The organism is Streptomyces sp. 147326 (genome assembly GCF_045000215.1).
In the GTDB taxonomy this organism is placed as follows: Bacteria; Actinomycetota; Actinomycetes; order Streptomycetales; family Streptomycetaceae; genus Streptomyces.
Genome location: NZ_CP134201.1, coordinates 4,297,582 through 4,316,447, shown reverse-complemented (window position 1 = coordinate 4,316,447; position 18,866 = coordinate 4,297,582). Strand labels below are relative to the sequence as shown.

Genomic DNA, 18,866 nt, shown 5'->3' with positions numbered 1-18,866 from the left:
TTGCGGGAGGGGGCGCCGCCTTTTGCGTACCACGGGAGCGGGGGCTCAGAACCGGTCGAGGACGCCCTTGAGCAGGGCGGCGGAGGCCAGCTCCGTGGGGGCCGGGCCGGCGTGGAAGAAGCCGGCGTTGTCGGCGTCCAGCTTGCGCAGGAAGTCGAAGGCCTTGTTCTCGTGGTCGCCGAACGCGACGAACTGCCAGTGGATGCCGGGCGCGGTGGCGGCGGCGTCGGTGATCGCCTGACGGGCGGGCTGACGGTTGTCGGGGGCGCCGTCGGTCTGGAAGACGACCAGGGCCGGGCCCTCGCCGCCGTCCTTCTGGTAGCGCTCGACGACGGCCTCCACGGCCACGTGGTAGCTGGTGCGGCCCATCCGGCCGAGCTCGGCGTGGCGGGCCTCGACCCAGGCCGCGTCGTGGCTGTCGAGGGCCAGGTCGGCGGTGCCGTCCACCTCCGTGGAGAAGAACACGGTGTGCACGGTCGCCTCGTCGTCGAGGTGCGCGGCGAGGGCGAGGGCGTGGTCGGCGAGGTACTGCGCGCTGCCGTCCTTGTAGAAGCCGCGCATCGACCCGGACCGGTCCAGGACGAGGTACACCTTGGCCCGCGCCCCGGCCTTGCCCTTGCTACGGAGCACCTGGCCGGCGGCCTTGTACGCACCGACGACCTCGGGCGCGCGACGCCGTACGGCGGCCAGCGCATGCGCGGCCCCCTCCGGCTCCGCAGCGGTGTCCGCCTCCGGCGCCGGTACGTCGGCCTCGGCGGCCGGCGGCTCCGCCTGTGGCGTGGCCTCGGCCTTGGCCTCGGGGAGCTCCTCCGCCTCCGGCGCGGCGGCTTCGGCGGCCAGGGGCTCGTCCTGGGCCTCCGGCGCGGTGTCGGGCTCCGCCTGCTCCGCAGCCGCGGTGGTGTCCGCCTCGGCCTCCGGCGCGGTGGCTTCGGCGGCCAAGGGCTCGTCCTGCGCCTGCGGCGCGGCTTCGGGCTCCTCCGCGACCTCGGCCAGCGGCTCGCCCTCCGGCGCGGCTACGTCGGCCTCTGCCGCCGCGACCTCGGCCTCGGGCTGCTCCGCGGCGGCGGGAGCGTCCGCCTCCGCCTCCGCCTCCGCCTCCGCCTCCGGCGCGTCGGCCTCGGCGGCCAGCGCCTCGGCCTCGGGCTGCTCCGCGGCGGCGGGGGTGCCCGCCTCCGGGGCCGTGGCTTCGGCTGCCGCCGGTTCGGCGTCGGCCTCGGCCTCGGGCTGCTCCGCAGCGGCGGCGGTGTCCGCCTCCGGCGCAGCGGCTTCGGCAGTCTGCGGCTCCGGCTCAGTCGCCGGTGCTGCCTCCGCCTCAGGGGCGGCGGTCTCGGCGGCCAGCGGCTCGTCCTGCGCCTCGGGCGCGGGTGCGTCGGCCTCGGCGGCAGCCGGCTCAGCCTCGGCGGCCAGCGCCTCGGCCTCGGGCTGCTCCGCGGCGGCGGGAGCGTCCGCCTCCGGGGCCGTGGCTTCGGCTGCCGCCGGTTCGGCGTCGGCCTCGGCCTCGGGCTGCTCCGCGGCGGCGGGGGTGTCCGCCTCCGGGGCCGTGGCTTCGGCTGCCGCCGGTTCGGCCTCGGCCTCGGCCTCGGGCTGCTCTGCAGCAGCGGCTTCGGCAATCTGCGCCTCAGGCTCGGCAGCGGCAGCGGCCTCCGCGGCCGGCGGCTCGGCCTCGGCGGCGGGGGCCTCGGGCTGCTCCGCTGCGGGCGGGGGGTTTTCCGGGCCGGGCTTCGCCGCAGGCGAGGGCGCGCGGCGGGCTTCGGGGACCGTGGGGTCCGCGGCCGGGGCGGGGGCCGTGAGGACCGTCCCGGGCTCGCGGTCCCGCGGGGCGGACTGCGGGGGAACAGTGGGGTTGTCGAAGGACGCCGCCACCAGATCGGCGGCCACGTCCAGGGGGGTACGTTCCGCCTGGTTGGGGACAGCGGCCGAGGGGGCGTCCGTAGTCTCCGGAACGGGTTCTTCAGACCGTCCGAACACCTTGCGCAACAAGCTCCGAATACCCATGGGCCAGGCCTTTCGCATGAGTGCGTGCGTCATTTGTCCGTGCTGCGCGGATGATCCCTGCCCAGAGTGGACACGTAAGGTTATCGGCCGCCCGGCTGGATCTTCGGCAGGGTCGCCTTTCGTGGCGTCCGGCTTCCAAACACCCTCAGACCGTCCTCGAACTGCCGCTCCGACGTGCCGGGTTCACCGAGCGTTCATCCCCGCGCCGCCGCTTCGGCGCAACCCGGGCCTAGCGTCACGGCTGGATCGTTCCGACACGTTGTCGGCGCCCACGCAGCTACTCGGAGGACATTCGTGCGCAAGCTTCTGCCGCTCATCGGCAACCCGCATGGGAGCGGCCGGTCCGCTCTCACCTGTCGTTACCGCTGTGGCGACGCCTGCTTCCACGAGGTGCCGAACACCAGCGACAACGAGTACGCCGGCGATGTCATAGCCCGCGCGTACTCACGCCGCTCGATGCTGCGTTCCGCCGCCGTCGTGACGGTCGCCACCGCCGCCGGTACCGCCGTGGCCCTCAGCGGCCCGGGGCAGACCGCGAACGCCAGCCCGTCCGGTGAGGCCGCGGCCGCCGGCGCCGGCAAGGGCGGCGAGGCCGCCCGCGGCCTCCGCTTCAAGGCCGTCGCGCCCAACACCGACGACAAGGTCACCATCCCCGAGGGCCACGAGCAGAACGTGGTCATCCGCTGGGGCGAGCCGATCATCAAGGGCGCTCCGGGCTTCAACCCCGACAAGCAGACCGCCGCCGCGCAGGCCGGTCAGTTCGGCTACAACAACGACTTCCTGAGCCTCCTCCCGCTCGGCGGCGACTACGAGCGCCAGCAGCTGCTCGTGGCCAACCACGAGTACACGGACGAGATCCTCATGTTCAAGGGCTACGACCCGGCCAAGCCGACCCGCGAGCAGGTCGAGATCGCCTGGGCCGCGCACGGCCTGTCCGTGGTCGTCGTCCAGGAGGACCACCGCAGCGGCAAGCTGACCGCGGTCACCCGCCACCAGCTCAACCGCCGCCTGACCGCCACCAGCGAGTTCAAGCTGACCGGCCCGGCCGCGGGCAGCGCCCTGCTGAAGACCTCCGTCGACGCCACCGGCACCAAGGTGCTCGGCACCCTCAACAACTGCGCCGGCGGCACCACCCCGTGGGGCACCACCCTCCACGGCGAGGAGAACTTCAACCAGTACTTCGGCAACGCCGGCCAGGTCACCGACCCGACCGCGGCCGCCCGCCTGAAGCGCTACGGCGTGACCGCCGGCGCCACCGAGCGCAAGTGGGAGCTCTTCGACAAGCGCTTCGACGTGGCGCAGGAGCCCAACGAGTCGCACCGCTTCGGCTGGGTCGTCGAGCTGGACCCGTACGACCCGAACTCCGTCCCGCGCAAGCGCACCGCGCTGGGCCGCTTCAAGCACGAGGCCGCGCAGCCCCGCCTGACCGAGGACGGCCGTCCGGTCGTCTACATGGGCGACGACGAGCGCTTCGACTACTTCTACAAGTTCGTCTCGTCGAAGCAGATGAAGAAGGGCAACTCGCGCGCGGCGAAGGAGCACAACCTCACGCTCCTCGACGAGGGCACCCTCTACGTCGCCAAGCTCACCGGCGACTCCCCGGCCGCCGAGCTCGACGGCACCGGCAAGCTCCCCTCCGACGGCGAGTTCGACGGCTCCGGCGTCTGGATCAAGCTGGCCACCGGCAACGTCTCGCACGTCGAGGGCATGACCGCCGACGAGGTGTACGTCTTCACGCGCCAGGCCGCCGACAAGGTGGGCGCCACCAAGATGGACCGCCCCGAGGACGTCGAGCCCTCCCCGCGCACCGGCCGCGTCTACATCGCGCTGACCAACAACACCGACCGGGGCAAGCCGGGCAAGGAGGGCGCGACCGAGGCCAACCCGCGCAATCTGAACAAGCACGGCCAGATCCTGGAGCTCGCCGAGAACTTCGACGACCCGGCCGGCGACGGGTTCGCCTGGCGGCTCTTCCTGGTCGCCGGTGACCCGAACGACCCGGCGACGTACTTCGCGGGCTTCCCGAAGGACAAGGTCAGTCCGATCTCCTGCCCGGACAACGTGGCCTTCGACCCGCACGGCAACCTGTGGATCTCCACGGACGGCAACCAGCTCGGCTCCCACGACGGCCTGTTCGGCGTCGCGACGGCCGGTGAGCGCCGCGGTGAGCTGAAGCAGTTCCTGACCGTCCCGCGCGGCGCCGAGACCTGCGGCCCGCTCATCCAGGACAAGCGCGTCCTGGTGTCCGTCCAGCACCCGGGCGAGATCGACGGCGCGTCCGTCGAGAAGCCGCAGTCGGTGTGGCCCGATGGTCCCGGCAAGATCGTCCGCCCGGCCGTCGTCTCGGTCTGGCGCAAGGACGGCAAGAACATCGGCGTCTGATCCGGCTGTTGGGCCGATGTTTCACGTGAAACAGGATCACAGTTCACGTGAAACGCCGGCCCGTCGCGGTCAACTTCCCCCCGGCAGCCGTCCGACCGGGAGTCCGAGTGTCGTCAGCGCGCCCCCGTCGGGCGCGTTGGCGAAGCTCAGCGCGATCTCCAGCACCGCCGCCTGCCCCGCCACGATCGTGAGCCCCAGCCCGTGGCCGCGTCCGCGGCCGGGGTCTCCGGTGCGGAACCGCTGGGGGCCCTGCTCGATCAGCTCGGGTGGATAGCCGGGTCCGTGGTCGCGGACCGTCACCACCGGGCCCTCCACGCTCACCTCGATCGGCGGCCGGCCGTGTTTGTGGGCGTTGACCAGCAGGTTCGCCAGGATCCGGTCGAGGCGCCGCCGGTCGGTGAGGACCACCGCGTCCCGGACCACCCGCACCGAGGCGGCCGGCCCGGCCCCGGCGACGGCCCGCTCCACGGCCCGGCCGAGTTCCACCCGGGCCAGATCGGCCCGTTCCACGCCCGAGTCCAGCCGGGAGATCTCCAGCAGGTCCTCGGTCAGCAGGTGCAGGGCCTTCAGCCGGTCGTTGATCATCTCTTTGGGACGGCCCTCGGGCAGCAGCGCCGCCGCGGCGAGTGATCCGGTGAGCGGGGTCCGCAGCTCGTGTGCGACGTCTGCCGTGAAGCGTTTCTCCGCCTCCAGCCGGTCCTGGAGGGACCCGGCCATCGAGTCCAGTGCGTGCGCCACGTCCCGTACCTCGTCCCGGTCCCGGGAGCGGCGTCCCGGCCGCTGGTCGTCCGCACGGGAGGGAAAGCCCACCCGGGCGTCCAGGTCCCCGGCGCTGATCCTGCGGGCCACGGCGGCGGTGGTCGCGAGCCGCCGGCTGATCCGGTCCGCGAGGAAGAGGCCGGCCAGCGCCACCACACCGGCGGCGAGCGCCGCGGAGGCGAGGATCGCGGTGTCGACGTCCCGCAGCCGGCTGCGGGTGCCCTGGAACGGGATCCAGACGGCGAGTGCCTGTTTGTCGGCGGGGGCGGCGGCCCACATGACGGGCTTGCCGTCGTACGAGCCGACCATGCTGCCGGTGTCGCCGCGGGCGACGAGTTCGCGGAGCAGGCGGGGAAGCTGGGGCGGGTCGAGGACGATGTTCACGTCGCCGTGCGTGGTGCCGTACTCGTAGTGGCTGAGTGCGTGCTCCAGTGCCGTGTCCGCGTCCTTGCGGACCTCGCCGACGATCTGCTCGGCGACCACGTTGTGCACCAGGATCCCGAGCACGGCGGCGACCATGCAGCACACCGCCGTGGTGGTCAGGGCGATCTTCCAGCGGAGGCTGCTCAGCGCGTGCATCGTTGTGCGTCCGGACTGAGCGGGACACCGGTGAGGGACGGGCAGTCGTCCAGCGTGAGCTGGGTGAGGTTCATGGTTCGGGCCTTCGGGTCCCACACGTAGTCGGAGACGGCGACGTAGGCGGGGTTCGACGTTGGTTCGCGGACCGCCAGGTGTTCGGCGGCCACTTCCACCCCCTCCAGCACCGCCCGCCGGGACAGGATCCGGGCGACCCGCCCGTCGTCCTGGACGGTGTAGACGCGCAGTTCGCTGAGCCGGCCGTCGAGGTCCAGCGCGGTGATCAGCTCCTCCCGGCCGTTGCCCGTCAGGTCGTGCAGGACCGCGGGGCGCACCGGGCAGTCGGGCCCGCCGTCCACAGCCTGTGTGCAGAGTGCGAGCCGCTGCACGGCCCGCGGGTCGACGAGCCGGCCCGTCCCGCCGTCCTGTTCCGTCGCCGAGGTGATGTCGGCCCGTACGACGGACAGCGCGTTCACCCCGCGCATGCTCAGGCCCGCCACCTTGGGCAGCCCGGGCACCACGGAGGCCGTGCCCGGCTTCTGGTCCGGTTCGGGCGGGTCGGGGCGGATGTCCTTCCACAGGCTCTGCGGGGCGTGCACCGTGCCGAGGTTGCCCTCGTTCTTCAGCCCCTCCACGTCGGCGCAGCCCGCCAGGAGGGCGGCGAGGACGATCACGGCCGGGGCGCGGTGCATGTTCCGATGCTCTCCCGCCGGGCGGCTCCCGGCCCGGACTCAGGCCCATCCGGGCGACTTCGGGCGCCTCCCGGGGACTCGGCGGGATCCGGCGTCAGGATTCCGGCTGGGCGATGGCGCGGGCCGCCGCGACCTCCTGGTGGACGGGGGCCAGGACGCTCGACGTGTCGCCCGGGGGCTCCGCCTCGACGCGCACCGGGACGGTGCTGCTGCGGACCCGCCCGGCCAGTTCGCGCAGCTGGCGTGCGATCCGCTGCACCTCGTCGGCGTCGGGCGGCGCCGCGCCGTGGTTGACCCGGACCCGCGCGGCGGTGGTCGCGTCCACGATCCGCTCGACGGCGACCACCAGCGGCCACCAGGCGGCGGCCCGCGCCCCCGTCGGCGGCGGCTCGGTCAGTGCCCGCTGGAACTCGCTGCGTACGCCCGACAGGTCGCGGTAGATGCGCCGCCGGGCCTGGAGGCGGGCGGTGCGCGCCGCCGCGTGGGCGGCCTCGTCGGCGGCCGGCGCGAAGGCCCGTTCCACGTAGCGGGCGGCGTCGTACACGGCGTCGGCGAGCCGGTCCCCGATCCGGGTGTGCCAGCTCTCGGGCCACAGCAGGTATCCCGCGACGAGGGTGATGGCGCAGCCGATCAGGCTGTCCAGCAGCCGGGGGCGGATCAGGTCGAAGCCCTGGTGGTTGAGCATGTCCGAGAGCAGCAGGATCACCGGGGTGATCGCGGCGGTCTGGAAGGCGTACCCCTTGACCGAGAAGGCCGGGATCAGCCCGGCGAGCACCATCATCACCGGCACGACCGCCCAGCCGCGCGGTACCTCGGCGAGTACGGCGGCCGCGATGACCAGCCCTCCGGCGGTGCCGAGCGCGCGCAGTACGGCCCGGGAGAACACCGAGCCGAAGTCGGGCTTGAGGACGAAGGTGACGGTCAGCGCGACCCAGTAGGACCGCTCGAACTCGATCACCGACACGAGCACCTGCGCGAGCCCGATGCACAGCGCGAGCCGCAGCCCGTACCGCCAGGAGGCCCTGGACAGCATCATGTCGCGCACGGCCCGCCGGGCCCGCACGCGCAGCGCGGCGGGCCGGCCGAGACGGTCGTCCACGTTGTACGGGTCCGGTTCGGCGAGGTGCACGATCCGGGCCGCATGGCGCAGGGCCCCGTCGACGGCCCGCTCGGCCGGGGTGTGCGCGGCGGGCAGCTCCAGTACGGGGGTTCCGGTGCGGCCCTCCTCGACGGCGGTGGCGAGGGACCGTACGGCTGCCGGGATCTCGGGCGGCAGCGGCCGGCCGCGCAGGTGTGCGGCGGGCGCGGCCTCCACGAGCGGGATCACCACGTTGAGCTGGGCCAGCATCCGCACCAGTGAGGGGCTGCGCCCGTGCAACCGGGCCCGGCGGCCGAGCACCAGGTCGTAGGCCTGGTTCAGGGTCTGGGTGACCTCCAGGCGGCGCTCGTCGTAGGCGGAGCCGGGGTGCCCGGCGGCCTCCAGGGCGTCGGCCAGGGCCCGGTAGGTGGCGGCGACCGCGGCCCGCTCGGGCTGTCTGCCGCGCAGCGGCCAGCCCAGCAGGCTAAGCGCCAGCACGAACAGTCCGCCCGCGCTCAGCAGCAGCGGGGCCGTCCACCAGGGCTCCGGCATCGGGATGCCGGCGCCGATCACGGCGTTGAGCAGGAGCAGCAGCCCCGACACGGAGGCGACCGTGCCGATGGAGGAAATCATCCCGGAGACCAGGGCGATGAGGGTGAGCACAGCGACGGCCAGCCAGCCGTGGCCGTAGACGAGGGTGCCCAGGGCCACGCCGACGGCGCCGAAGCACTGCGGTACGGCGATGTTGAGGACCCGCATCCGGTAGGCGTCGGCGGTGTCGCCGATGACCCCGGAGAGGGCGCCCATGGAGACGAGCGCGCCGTACTCGGGCTCGTCCAGGGCGAAGCCCACGGCGAGCGGGGCGGACAGGGCGACCGCCGCCCGGGCCACGGCGGCCCACGGGATCGGTGCGGTACTCGGCTTCAGTCCCTGGAGGAGCCAGGCGGGGGGAGCCAGCGGATGGTGCCGGGCTCGCCGCGAGGATATGTGTTCGGTGCGTTCGGTGCTCATCCCGCTTCCGTGCCGCCGCTCGCGAATCGGTTCTTCTGGGCTCTTCTATGTCGTTCTGTGTGTGATGGGTACCTTCCGAGCTTATGGGGTGCGGCGCAGTCGGCCCATCACCCATGCGGCCAGTGCGGCGGTGAGCCCGATCACGAGCACCACCCAGGCGGTGGTGCGCAGGAATGCGGTGAGGGCGTCGTACACGGCGCCGGCGGCGGGCCGGTCGATGTCGGCGGGCAGGTCGTCCAGGGTGAGCCGGCGGCACACCTCCACCGTGAGCCACAGCAGCCCGGCTCCGACCGCGAGCCCGAGCCCGGTGGCCATCACGGCGCGCCGCCGGTGGACGGCGACCGCGATGGCCGCCGCGGCCAGGACCAGGGTCAGTACGGGGAGCCAGACGCCGGCGATCTGGAGCATGTGGAAACCCTCCCGGAGAGCGCCGAGGTTGTCGTACTCCATGACCTTCACGGACAGGTGCGTCACCGGGATGCGGTCGGCGAAGGGCACGCCGCCCTCGACCAGTTCGCCCTTGACCTGGGCTATGACGGGCGCGAGGTCGATGGTGAGGGCGTCGCCGTGGCCGGTGGTGAGCGCCTCGAGGAAGGCGGCGTGGGCGGCGCGGTTGGCCGCGTCCCAGGCCGTCTGGTAGGCGGGCGTGCCGGCGAAGGAGTGCAGGGCCTCGCCCAGCAGCGCGTCCACACCCATCTGGAAGGGGCCCGCGTCGATCTGCCCGGCGAGGGCGCGGATGACCTGGGTGATGACGACTTCCTGGACGTCGGGATTCGCGGCGAGGGGGGACATCGCGGCGGTGTACCGGTCGGCGTTGCCGAGCTCGTGGTCCGCCCAGTACGCGACGGCGCTCGCGGGCACCAGCAGGGCCACGAGCGCGATGAGTACCGCCGACAGGATGGTGCGCACGTCACCAGGGAATGCGGGCGCGGAGCCGGGCGCGAGCGGTGTTGCTGCGGTTGGGGGGTGGACCGTCCGGCGGCGGGGCACCCTTGCCTTCCTTATTCTGGACATCTAATATCCAGGATATGAAGATGAGCGAGGGCGTCGAGTGGGCGCTGCACAGCTGCGTCAACCTGGCCTGGAGCGGCCCGGAGCGGGCGGTGTCGGCGGCGCGGCTGGCCGCGTGGCACGACCTTCCCGCCGCCTACCTCAACAAGCAGCTGCAGGCGCTGGCCCGGGCGGGCATCCTCACCTCCGCCCCCGGCCCCCGGGGCGGCTTCAAGCTGGCCCGCCCGCTCGCCGCCATCTCGCTCATGGACGTGGTCGCCGCCGTCGAGGGGCCCGAGGAGGCCTTCCGGTGCGCGGAGATCCGCCGGCAGGGCCCCGGCGCCGGCGAACCGGCGGCCGATGCCGCCGACTGCGCCATCGCGCACGCCATGACCCGGGCCGAACTGGCCTGGCGCAGGGCCCTCGCCGCCCAGAACCTCGACGAGATCCGGCAGCAGGCCGAACGGCAGGCCCCCGAGGCCCCGGCGCGGCTCCGCGCCTGGCTCGCCACGCGGTAGCACCGGCGGCGGCACCACGGCACGTACGGAAACGGCAACGTGAACGGCAACGTGAACGGAAACAGGGAGCTCGGCATGACGCGCAGCATCATCAACCCGGCAGGACTCCACACCCCGACCGACTACGGCTACAGCCACATCGTCTCCGCCCCCGGCGAGCAGGTCTTCATAGCCGGCCAGTACGGCTCCGACGAGAGCGGCCACGTCGTCTCCGAGGACTTCGCCGACCAGGTGGAGCGGGCCTTCGCGAACCTCCGGACCGCCCTCTCTGCCGTCGGCCTCGGTCCCGCCGACGTCGTGCGCATCGGCACCTACATCGTCGGCCACGACCAGCGGAAGCTGGAGGTCCTCCTCAAGCAGCTGCACGCCACCTGGGGCACCGAACTGCCCGCCCAGACCCTGATCGGCGTGGCCGCGCTCGCTCTGCCCGGCATGCTCTTCGAGATCGACGCGGTGGCGGTGCGCACGTCCTGACCGTTGATCCACTTGCCGGTCTGAGGTGGCGGGTGTGCTCTGGATGATGGAAGAGAGGAGCCCGTCATGGCACATGCGGCACCCACCGCCCCCAGGCGGCAGCCCTGGCAGTCGGCGGACATGGCCCACCTGAGCAAGAGCGCCTACGTGCGACCCCTGCTGGCCGGACTCGTGTACGGCGTATGGGCCGCCTTCATCCAGCGCCAGATGGGCCCGGTCGACGCGGGCAACGTCTTCTACGGGATCCTGTGCGGCGTGCTCTTCGCCGGGATCATGTTCGCCCTGGCCCGGATCGGCCCCCGCCTCAGGCGGGAGGTGCACGCCGCCTCGTACGGCGTCTTCACCGGCGTCGCCGCCGGCTACCTGCACAGCCTCACCAACGAGTCCGTGCTCCGCTCCACCGTCATCGGCCTCTCCGTCGGCCTGGGCGTGGGCCTGGTGGCCTTCTACCGGTACTACACGCGCGAGGACTGACGCGCGGGACGAGAGGGACGAGAAAGACGAGAGGGACGAGAGGGACGGTGCCCGAGGCGCCCGCAGGGCCACACGGCCCTGCGGGCGCCTCGGGGCGCTCCTACGCGGCCGGGTCGGCGGCCTTCTGCTGCGGTTCACTCTCGGACTCGACGGCGACGGCGACGGCCACGGCCTGGGCCTTCGGTGGCTCGGCCGGCTCGGTCTGACGGACCGGCGGGGTGAACCGTGTGACCTCGGCGCGGAGCATGGCGTTCAGTGCGGCGTACGGGTCGATGGGCATGGCGGGACCTCACGTGCTCAGGGGGTGTGGGGGCTGCGCTGTCACTGGGGGTGTCGCGGGGATGTCCTGCCGGTGGGGCCGGACAGCTCCTCGGTCCTCTCAGCAGCGCAGGACCACGCTCCGCACCGTCCGCAGGGACAGGGCCGGTTCGGCCGTCTCCGCGATCGGCCCGCACGGCGGCGCATCCGGCTGATTCACGTGAAACACCGCGAGCGGTGTCCGCCGTACGCCGGGCAGCCCGCGCGTGATGGTCCGTACGGCCGCCCGCGCTTCGGGGTCGGCGGCCGGATCGGACTGGCCCTCACCGGGTTCGCCGGGCTCGGAGGGCGCGGTGGAGGCGGGACGGGACTCCGCGGCCGCGGCGCCGGCCGGTCCGGCGCCGAACACGCACAGCAGCACGACACAGGCCGCGGTCAGGGCCCGGGTCAGTGCCGAACGTGCGCGTCGCCTCCCACTCATGCGAGGGGTGTGCCCCGACACGCCGGGCGACTCCCGGACCGGCCCCAAGAAGCCCCCGACCGGAGGACGAAGACACCCCCCACGGCTGACAGACGGCCGTAGGGGGCGGGTTGGGGAGGCGAACCGGGCGCGGGGCAGCGGGCTTGCGGGGCCGGGTCAGCGGGTGCGGCGCTGCCCGGTCAGCCGGGCCAGCACGGCGGTCTCGCCGCCGAGCAGCCGCAGTTGGGGCCGGCCGGCCGGATCCTCGCGGGCGGCGGTCCCGCCGGGGGAGACCCGTACGACGGTGAACACGGCCGTACGGCTGTCCGCGCGGGGGATCTCGATGGTCCGGCCCCGCCGCAGCTCGCCGAGGCGCAGCCCCTCTCCGGTGACCACGGCGGTTCCGGCCGCCCCGGGCGCGGGACCGTCGGCGTCCCAGGAGACCTCGTCGCGGTCGCCGGTCAACGGCACGTCGACGCCCAGGCTCGGGATCCGCAACCGCAGCGGCCGCGCCGCCCGCAGGGGTCCGGTGACCGTTCGCAGCGGCCCGGCGGCGGTTCTCGGCGACCGCTCCCCCCGGCCGGGGGCGTGCTGGCCGGACTGCTCCAGCTCCCGCACGAGCCTGCGGTGTCCGGACAGCCCCAGCGCCCGCGAGGGCAGCGCGTCGTCGGTGGTCACGGCTGCGGGCTTGGCGCCCTCGGTCCGCTGCAACACCACGATGCCGGTGGACAACAGAGCCACCGTCAGCGAGGCGACGACCCACTGGGCGCGGGGCATGGGAATCCCTCCTGTCCGGCACGGGCGGCCGGGTCATGTGAGCAGTGGACACCTCCTCTGCCCGTCGGCACCCGGTGAAACACGGGGGACTGACGAGGCGTCACGGGCGTGTCGGCCCGGGATCGGCGCGTTTCCCCAGCTCGCGACGGATGCGCCGGCCCTGCGCCGGGAGCGGGAGGGATGCCCCCGAACGGGTGAGACGGCACGCACGCGTCCTCCCCCGGCGCCGCCGGGCCGCGGCCTCACATGACGACGGCGGCCGTGCCCGCGCCCATCAGGACGGCGGCGAGGTGCACGGCCGGGTGGCCGTAGTCGCCGTACCAGAGGTGGCGGGCCAGGCCGCCGAGGGCGGCCAGCGCGGCGATGATGCCGATCTGGCCGAACAGCGTGACCGCGCAGCAGGGGGCCAGGAGCAGCAGGAACGAGTTCAGCCAGAACGGGGCGGCGCCCGTCCAGCCTCGCCATTCCCTGATCGCCGTCGGCATGTACTACCGGCCCCCTCGTGGTCAACTCGTCGGCTGCACAGCCTCCTTGGGCGGGGAGGCGGGCGCAAGGGCCCGTTCGGCTAGATAGCCGAAGGCCAGGCCGAAAGTCGTCCACAGTGCGGTCTGGATGGCCAGGGACGCGAGGCGGAAGTCCCAGATCAGCGCGGCCGGGAAGCCCGCCGGGACCTCGTTGATCCCGGGCAGGACGGCGTACGAGACGCCGATGACCAGGACGAAGGCGGCGCCGGCGACGATCGACGCGTTCCAGTTGCCGAGCTTCGGCGCGAGCTGCCGGCCGAGGATCAGCGCGCCCGCCGCCAGCAGCGCACTCAGGGCGATCATCAGGAGGTAGAGGGCGGTCCGCCGCCCGGCGGTCTCCGGGTCGCCGACGGCGGGGGGATTGGCGGGGTACTTGAAGAACGGCACCAGGGTCACGGTGACGAACAGGGCCGCGCTGACCAGCGCGGCCGTGGCCCGCGGGCTGAAGCGGCCGATGCGGCCCAGCGCGTAGCAGTAGACGAGCGCGGCGATGCCGCCGAGCGCGACTCCGTACAGCAGGACGCCGGTGCCGAGGCCGGCCGTGGCCTGGAGGGCCCGGCTGACCGGAGCCTCCTCGCCGTGGTCGTGTCCGGCCGCGGCGGCCTCTTCGATCGCGATCGCCGCGTCCACCTTGGATTCACCGAGGAGGTACGCGACGAGGAAGGCGGCCGCACCGGCCAGCAGACCGGCGAGCATGCCCCTGACGAGCAGCGTGCGGGGGGAAACGTTCATGGTTCGGTTCCCTTGCGGAGACGGAGGTCAGTGGCAGGGGAATCAGTGGCAGGGGAAACCGAGGAGGTGGCGGCCGTCGTGCAGCCACTCGTGGATCGTCTCGCCTTCGAAGAGCGCGGTGGCGCCCTGCTCGGCGCCGACGAAGTAGAGCAGGACCAGCATCAGGATCCCGACGAACACGGCCCAGGGGGCCAGCGCGGAGAGCGAGATCGGGGCAATGGCGGGGGCGTTCGTCGTAGGCGCGGCGGAGTGGGCCATGGCAGAACCTCCAGAGGGAACACGCGTCCCGGTCAGTGGTGCTCGCGACGACGGTGACGGGTCTGACTTGCCTCCCCCTCCGGGAGGTTTCACAGTGGCGCGACCGTGCCGGATTCTCACCGGTGCTTCCGTCGTTCCGTCGTCATGCAGTTGTCTCGTCCGGACCGTACCGCGCTTACGCTCCCCTTATGAAGACCCCGTTGATACGTGTCCGTCTTTCCAGGCTCCCACTGGACACGGCCGCCCGTCAGGGCCGCTTCGGTCACGCGAGGCCATGCCCCGGGTACGAGGGCCTGCGCGGCCTGGACACGGGGGAGTGGGCGGGGCGCACCCTGGACGAGGTGGCCGCCGAGGCCCCGGCGGCCCTGCGGGCCTGGATGACGGAGCCCGGGTACGCGCCACCGGGCGGCGAGTCCGTGGACGCGCTGATCGCCCGCGTCGGGGCGGAGCTGGCCGGGCTGACCGCGGGTACCCACCGCATGACGGTCGAGCAGGCCGTCGTACGGGCGGCCGTGGTGTACGCCCTGGAGCTGCCCGCGGCGGCCTTCTGGCGGCTGGACGTGCGGCCGGAATCGGTGACCACCCTCACGGGGCGGGCGGGGCGCTGGAACCTGCTCGTGGGCCAGCCGGAGGAGCCCGGTCAGGGGCTGCCGCAGCGCTTCGCCCCGGACCCCGCGACGCGGTCCGGGCCCAGCACGCCCTCGTGACGGGCGTTAGGCGACGATCCAGTCGGAGGTGGCGATCACCGGCTGCACGCCGTCGCGGTGCACGGTGCCCTCGATCAGGCCGTACATCCGGTCCGCCGCGAAGTAGACCTCGTTGTCGTTCTTGAGGCCGAAGGGCTCCAGGTCGACCAGGAAGTGGTGCTTGTTGGGGAGGTTGAGGCGCACCTCGTTGACCTTGGGGCAGTTGTCGAGCACGCGCTCGGCCATCTGGTTCAGGGTCTGCTGCAGCGAGTACGAGTACGTCTCCGCGAAGGCTTCCAGCATGTTCTTGCGGACCTTCTTGTACGCCTGGTCCCAGTCGTACGAGGAGTCGTCGGCGGCCAGCGCCGAGTGCGCCCAGCGCGCGGTGACCTTGGTCGCCAGGATGCGGTCGTACGCCTCCTGGAGGGTCGTGTACTTGTCCTTGATGTAGCCGTGGAACTCGGAGTTGGTCGAGTTCATCACCGTCAGGTCCTTCAGACCCGAGATGACCTGCAGGCCCGTCGTCTCGCTGTAGGTGATCTGCGCGGTGCGCACCTCCTGGCCCTTGCGGACGAAGGAGTGCTGCTCCTTGCGCGTCGGGACCGGGATGCGGTCCCACCCGTACTCCTCGATGCGGATCTGCGCCTCGCGGATCGGCTGCTGCGAGGAGACGAAGTGCTTGGCGAGCAGGACGCCGAAGGCCTCGGGGGAGTCGATGCCGTGCTCCTTGCCGAAGGCGTACACCGTGTTCTTGGTGGTGTCGGTCGGCAGGCAGTTGGCGTTGTTGCCGGTGAGGTGGACGTCGCGGAACTCTCCGCGGAGCGCGACCGAGACGTTGAGGTCGCGGATCTCGTGCCATGAACCGTCGCCGCCCTTGCGGGTGACCTTGACGATGCGGTTCTCGGCCTTGCCGTACTGGTTCTGTGCCAGGACGTGCTTGCTCATGGCTGTCTTCCTTCGGGTACACGGAGTCCGGCTGACGTGCTGACTGGATCCCGTACGCCCGGCGTCCAGCGGAAGGCCCGCTCCCCGCCGTTCGGTCACGGAGGACCGCCCCGGGACTGACGTGCATCCCGGTCCGTAGGTGCTCTGTTCGGATTTCAGCACGTTCACGTGGTGTTCGTAAGGGCGCGGAACATCCAAGACAGGCACCCACGGATTGGGCGACCGCCTGTTTCGGCAGCTCAGACCGTGTGTGCGTCGGCCACCGAGAGGGCCTGGTCGAGGATCTCCAGCCCCTTGGCCACGTCCTGCGGCGCGATGTTGCAGGCCGGCGCGACGTGGATGCGGTTGCCGGCGACCAGCGGCCAGAGCCCGCCCTTCTTGCAGGCGGCGGCGAACTCGGCCATCGGCGCGTTGTCCGCCCCGGCGGCGTTGTACGGGACCAGCGGCTCGCGCGTCTCCCGGTTCCGTACGAGCTCCAGGGCCCAGAAGGTGCCGAGGCCGCGGACCTCGCCGACCGACGGGTGCCGCTCGGCCAGCGCGCGCAGGCCGGGGCCGAGCAGGTCCGTACCGGTGCGGGCGGACTGCTCGACGGTGCCCTCCTCCTCCATGACGTTGATCGTCGCCACGGCGGCGGCGCAGGCCAGCACGTGCCCGGAGTAGGTCAGCCCGCCCGGATAGGGCCTGCGGGCGAAGGTCTCGGCGATGGCGGCCGAGATGGCGACGCCGCCGAGCGGTACGTAGCCGCTGGTCACGCCCTTGGCGAAGCAGATCAGGTCGGGGGTGACGTCCCAGTGCTCGGAGGCGAACCACCGGCCGGTGCGCCCGAAGCCGACCATGATCTCGTCGAGGATGAAGACGATGCCGAAGCGGTCGCAGAGCGCGCGCACGCCGGCCAGGTAGCCGTCGGGGTGCACCAGGACGCCCGGGGCGCCGCCGACGGTCTCCAGGATGATCGCGGCGATGGACTGCGGGCCCTCGAAGACGATGGTGTCCTCCAGGTGCCGCAGGGCCCGCTCGCACTCCTCGGCGTCCGTGGCCGCGTAGAACGGCGAGCGGTAGGCGAAGGGCCCCCAGAAGTGCACGACGCCGGCGGTCGCCGAGTCGTTGCCGAAGCGGCGGGCGTCGCCGGTCAGGTTGATCGCGGTGGAGGTGGCGCCGTGGTACGAGCGGTACGCGGACAGCACCTTGGGCCGGCCGGTGTGCAGCCGGGCCATGCGGACGGCGTTCTCCACGGCCTCGGCCCCGGCGTTGGTGAAGAAGATCTTGTCGAGGTCGCCCGGGGTGCGCTCGGCGATCAGCCGGGCCGCCTCGGAACGCACGTCTACGGCGAAGCCGGGCGCGACGGTGCACATCCTGGCCGCCTGCTCCTGGATGGCCGCGGTGACCTTGGGGTGCTGGTAGCCGATGTTGGTGTAGACGAGGGCGCTGGAGAAGTCGAGGTAGCGGTTGCCCTGGTAGTCCCAGAAGTAAGACCCCTCGGCACCGGCGACGGCGAGCGGATCGATGAGCTCCTGCGCAGACCAGGAGTGGAAGACGTGCTTCCGGTCAGCGTCTTTCACGGTGGCGAGGGCGTCGGCTTCTGCGTTCATGAAGCGAGCGTAGTTGTCCAGGATGTGGACACGGCGGGGGTCGCCCACCGTGTCCACCGCGTGACGCCCGGCGAAGGCCGGGCCAGGGTCCGGCCGGAGGCGGGCCCGTCTCGGGCCGGGATCCGGCCGGAGACGGGCCCGGCGTCAGGCCAGGGCCTCGCCGTACAGGCGGAACAGGCGCGGGCCGTCGGCCGGAGCGGCGCCGGCGAGCCGGTCCCAGGCCGCGGCCGCCGCCGCCCGGGCCGTCGCCCCCGCCCACGGCTGCGGCAGCAGCTCCGGCGGGAGCAGCGGATCCGGGACCATCGCCGCGGAAAAGGCCGCCGCCAGCGCGACGGCCCGCGCCAGGCCCGCCACCGGCCCTTCGGCCGCCCCCGCCTCCCTGCTCGCCAGGGCGTGCAGGGCCTCGTAGCGGGCGGCGATCTCCGGAAGGGGCCACAGGCGGGCCGCCAGCGCCCGCGGGTCCGTGGTGCCGCCCACCGCCAGATCGCGCGTGCTGAGGCAGCTCAGCGATTCCGGGAGGCCCAGTTCCGCCGCCCGGGCCCGCACGTACGGGCCGATGGCGTTGGGCGTGACATACAGGCCGCCCTGCACCGGCGCCGCCCCCAGGGCGGTCAGCGTGTCCCGCAGGGCGTCCCGTGCGGCCCGCGCGGATTCCGGTACGGCGAAGGCGAAGGCGTGCCAGACCCCGTCCCACGGCTCCAGCCCCCCGTCCTGGCGGTACGCGTGCCGGACGAACTCCACCTCCGGTACGAGCGGCAGCCCCGGCCCCGCCGCGCCCGCCGGCCCCGCGGCCCCCGTCAGGCGCAGCACGGCCCGCCGGCCGCGCCCCGCCACCGTGAACCGCCCCTCGGTCACCAGCCGCTTCACGCACAGCCGCACCTGCTGGTCGGTCATCCCGAGCAGCCCGGCGACCTCGTACAGCTCGCCGCCCTCGACCGTTCCGTCCTCCCGGACCAGCGCGTGCACGACCATCCGCGTGGGAATCCCGCCTGCCGCGCCCGTCCCGCCCGCGGCGCCCGTCCCGCCCGCGGCGCCCGTCCCGCCCGCTGCGCTCATGCCGTCCACCGCGCCATCCGTACCGCTCACCGCGTCACCGCCTTCTGCATCGTCGTCACGCCCCCGAATCCCAGCACGTCGCGCAGCCAGGGCGTCCGCTGCACCCGTACCGCCCGGAAACCGTGCCGTTCGTACAGTGCCCGCGCCCGCGGGTTATCGGCGACCACGTCGAGCCGGATCCGCCGGCACCCCTGTTCCACGGCGATCGCCTCGACTTCCCGCAGCAGCAGGCCGCCGATGCCCCGGCTCCGCTCGCCGGGGTCCACGGCGATGCCGTCCATGACCAGCTCGCCGCGGGCCGGGGTGCGCTCCAGCAGGGCCAGCAGGAAGACCCGCCACAGGCCCCGGACGGGCCCGTACGCCGCTCTGACCGCGGCCGCGTCGCCGCCGACCAGGCCGCGCCCGGCCAGCTGGTAGCCCGCCACGCCGACCACCCGGCCGTCGTCCTCCGACAGGGCGGTCACGGCCCGGTCCCGGTGCAGGTGGGCCGCGATGAACCGCCGCCCTGCCTCCGGAGGGCCGAGGGCGGTGCCCAGCTTCCCGCCGAAGGCCTCCCAGTACAGCTCGGCCACCCGCTCCTGGGCGCCCTCGGGCACCTCGCGCAGCAATGTCGTCATACGCACGAGTCTAAT

The 18,866-nt window shown here is 73.2% G+C and carries 20 protein-coding genes; 5 read left to right on the top strand and 15 right to left on the bottom strand.

From position 1 onward, the window contains the following. Window positions 1-45 precede the first annotated feature (45 nt). Window positions 46-1,878 (bottom strand): VWA domain-containing protein, encoded by a 1,833-nt coding sequence (locus tag RIU97_RS19505; RefSeq protein WP_404958477.1) that lies wholly within the window; start codon window positions 1,876-1,878, stop codon window positions 46-48. Window positions 1,879-2,289: 411 nt separating this feature from the next. Between RIU97_RS19505 and RIU97_RS19500 the strand changes: the two genes are divergently transcribed. After that, window positions 2,290-4,377 (top strand): PhoX family protein, encoded by a 2,088-nt coding sequence (locus RIU97_RS19500; RefSeq protein ID WP_404958475.1) that lies wholly within the window; start codon window positions 2,290-2,292, stop codon window positions 4,375-4,377. 69 nt (window positions 4,378-4,446) lie between these two features. Here the strand turns inward: RIU97_RS19500 and RIU97_RS19495 are convergent, their stop codons facing one another. The 4 genes from RIU97_RS19495 to RIU97_RS19480 form a co-directional block, all read right to left on the bottom strand. Continuing rightward, window positions 4,447-5,715 carry a sensor histidine kinase gene (locus tag RIU97_RS19495; protein ID WP_404958473.1) on the bottom strand — a complete coding sequence of 423 codons (1,269 nt, stop codon included), beginning with the start codon at window positions 5,713-5,715 and terminating at the stop codon, window positions 4,447-4,449. Further along, entirely contained in the window at window positions 5,703-6,404 is a 702-nt protein-coding gene (locus RIU97_RS19490; protein ID WP_404958472.1) for a hypothetical protein, read from the bottom strand. The genes RIU97_RS19495 and RIU97_RS19490 overlap by 13 nt, the downstream gene beginning before the upstream one ends. A 94-nt stretch (window positions 6,405-6,498) precedes the next feature. Next, window positions 6,499-8,493 (bottom strand): FUSC family protein, encoded by a 1,995-nt coding sequence (locus tag RIU97_RS19485; protein ID WP_404958471.1) that lies wholly within the window; start codon window positions 8,491-8,493, stop codon window positions 6,499-6,501. An 81-nt stretch (window positions 8,494-8,574) separates the two neighbouring features. Beyond that, a complete protein-coding gene (locus RIU97_RS19480) occupies window positions 8,575-9,402 on the bottom strand; it encodes a hypothetical protein (protein ID WP_404958470.1) in 828 nt (275 codons plus the stop codon). 125 nt (window positions 9,403-9,527) lie between these two features. On the opposite strand from RIU97_RS19480, the gene RIU97_RS19475 reads away from it, so the two are divergent. From RIU97_RS19475 to RIU97_RS19465, 3 genes are all read left to right on the top strand, one after another. Further along, window positions 9,528-10,001, top strand: a complete 474-nt coding sequence (locus RIU97_RS19475) for an RrF2 family transcriptional regulator (RefSeq protein ID WP_404962881.1) — start codon at window positions 9,528-9,530, stop codon at window positions 9,999-10,001. Between the two features lie 75 nt (window positions 10,002-10,076). Then, a complete protein-coding gene (locus tag RIU97_RS19470; RefSeq protein WP_404958468.1) occupies window positions 10,077-10,475 on the top strand; it encodes a RidA family protein in 399 nt (132 codons plus the stop codon). Between the two features lie 66 nt (window positions 10,476-10,541). Further along, window positions 10,542-10,949 carry a hypothetical protein gene (locus tag RIU97_RS19465; RefSeq protein WP_404958466.1) on the top strand — a complete coding sequence of 136 codons (408 nt, stop codon included), beginning with the start codon at window positions 10,542-10,544 and terminating at the stop codon, window positions 10,947-10,949. Window positions 10,950-11,049: 100 nt separating this feature from the next. On the opposite strand, the gene RIU97_RS19460 is transcribed toward RIU97_RS19465, so the two are convergent. From RIU97_RS19460 to RIU97_RS19435, 6 genes are all read right to left on the bottom strand, one after another. Beyond that, complete coding sequence (locus RIU97_RS19460) at window positions 11,050-11,229, bottom strand: hypothetical protein (RefSeq protein ID WP_404958464.1); 180 nt, start codon at window positions 11,227-11,229, stop codon at window positions 11,050-11,052. A 99-nt stretch (window positions 11,230-11,328) separates the two neighbouring features. Continuing rightward, window positions 11,329-11,688: a hypothetical protein gene (locus RIU97_RS19455; protein WP_404958462.1), complete on the bottom strand. Its 360-nt coding sequence runs from the start codon at window positions 11,686-11,688 to the stop codon at window positions 11,329-11,331. 156 nt (window positions 11,689-11,844) lie between these two features. Next, window positions 11,845-12,444, bottom strand: coding sequence for a hypothetical protein (locus RIU97_RS19450; RefSeq protein ID WP_404958460.1), 600 nt, complete (start codon window positions 12,442-12,444; stop codon window positions 11,845-11,847). A 242-nt stretch (window positions 12,445-12,686) separates the two neighbouring features. Further along, on the bottom strand, window positions 12,687-12,929 hold the full coding sequence (locus tag RIU97_RS19445; RefSeq protein ID WP_319721555.1) for a hypothetical protein: 243 nt from the start codon (window positions 12,927-12,929) through the stop codon (window positions 12,687-12,689). A 21-nt stretch (window positions 12,930-12,950) separates the two neighbouring features. After that, entirely contained in the window at window positions 12,951-13,700 is a 750-nt protein-coding gene (locus tag RIU97_RS19440; protein WP_404958458.1) for a CbtA family protein, read from the bottom strand. Between the two features lie 42 nt (window positions 13,701-13,742). Further along, window positions 13,743-13,958: a CbtB-domain containing protein gene (locus RIU97_RS19435; RefSeq protein WP_319721557.1), complete on the bottom strand. Its 216-nt coding sequence runs from the start codon at window positions 13,956-13,958 to the stop codon at window positions 13,743-13,745. A gap of 188 nt (window positions 13,959-14,146) precedes the next feature. On the opposite strand from RIU97_RS19435, the gene RIU97_RS19430 reads away from it, so the two are divergent. Continuing rightward, the gene (locus RIU97_RS19430) at window positions 14,147-14,665 is read left to right on the top strand and encodes a histidine phosphatase family protein (RefSeq protein WP_404958456.1); all 519 of its coding nucleotides are present in this window, start codon (window positions 14,147-14,149) and stop codon (window positions 14,663-14,665) included. A gap of 6 nt (window positions 14,666-14,671) precedes the next feature. On the opposite strand, the gene pucL is transcribed toward RIU97_RS19430, so the two are convergent. The 4 genes from pucL to RIU97_RS19410 all read right to left on the bottom strand — a co-directional run bounded on the left by pucL (window position 14,672) and on the right by RIU97_RS19410 (window position 18,851). Beyond that, window positions 14,672-15,589 (bottom strand): factor-independent urate hydroxylase, encoded by a 918-nt coding sequence (pucL, locus tag RIU97_RS19425; protein WP_404958454.1) that lies wholly within the window; start codon window positions 15,587-15,589, stop codon window positions 14,672-14,674. A gap of 239 nt (window positions 15,590-15,828) precedes the next feature. Continuing rightward, the gene (locus tag RIU97_RS19420) at window positions 15,829-17,178 is read right to left on the bottom strand and encodes an aspartate aminotransferase family protein (RefSeq protein ID WP_404958452.1); all 1,350 of its coding nucleotides are present in this window, start codon (window positions 17,176-17,178) and stop codon (window positions 15,829-15,831) included. A 144-nt stretch (window positions 17,179-17,322) separates the two neighbouring features. Then, window positions 17,323-18,150, bottom strand: a complete 828-nt coding sequence (locus RIU97_RS19415; protein WP_404962880.1) for a PaaX family transcriptional regulator C-terminal domain-containing protein — start codon at window positions 18,148-18,150, stop codon at window positions 17,323-17,325. Window positions 18,151-18,260: 110 nt separating this feature from the next. After that, complete coding sequence (locus RIU97_RS19410) at window positions 18,261-18,851, bottom strand: GNAT family N-acetyltransferase (RefSeq protein ID WP_404958450.1); 591 nt, start codon at window positions 18,849-18,851, stop codon at window positions 18,261-18,263. Window positions 18,852-18,866: the final 15 nt, after the last annotated feature.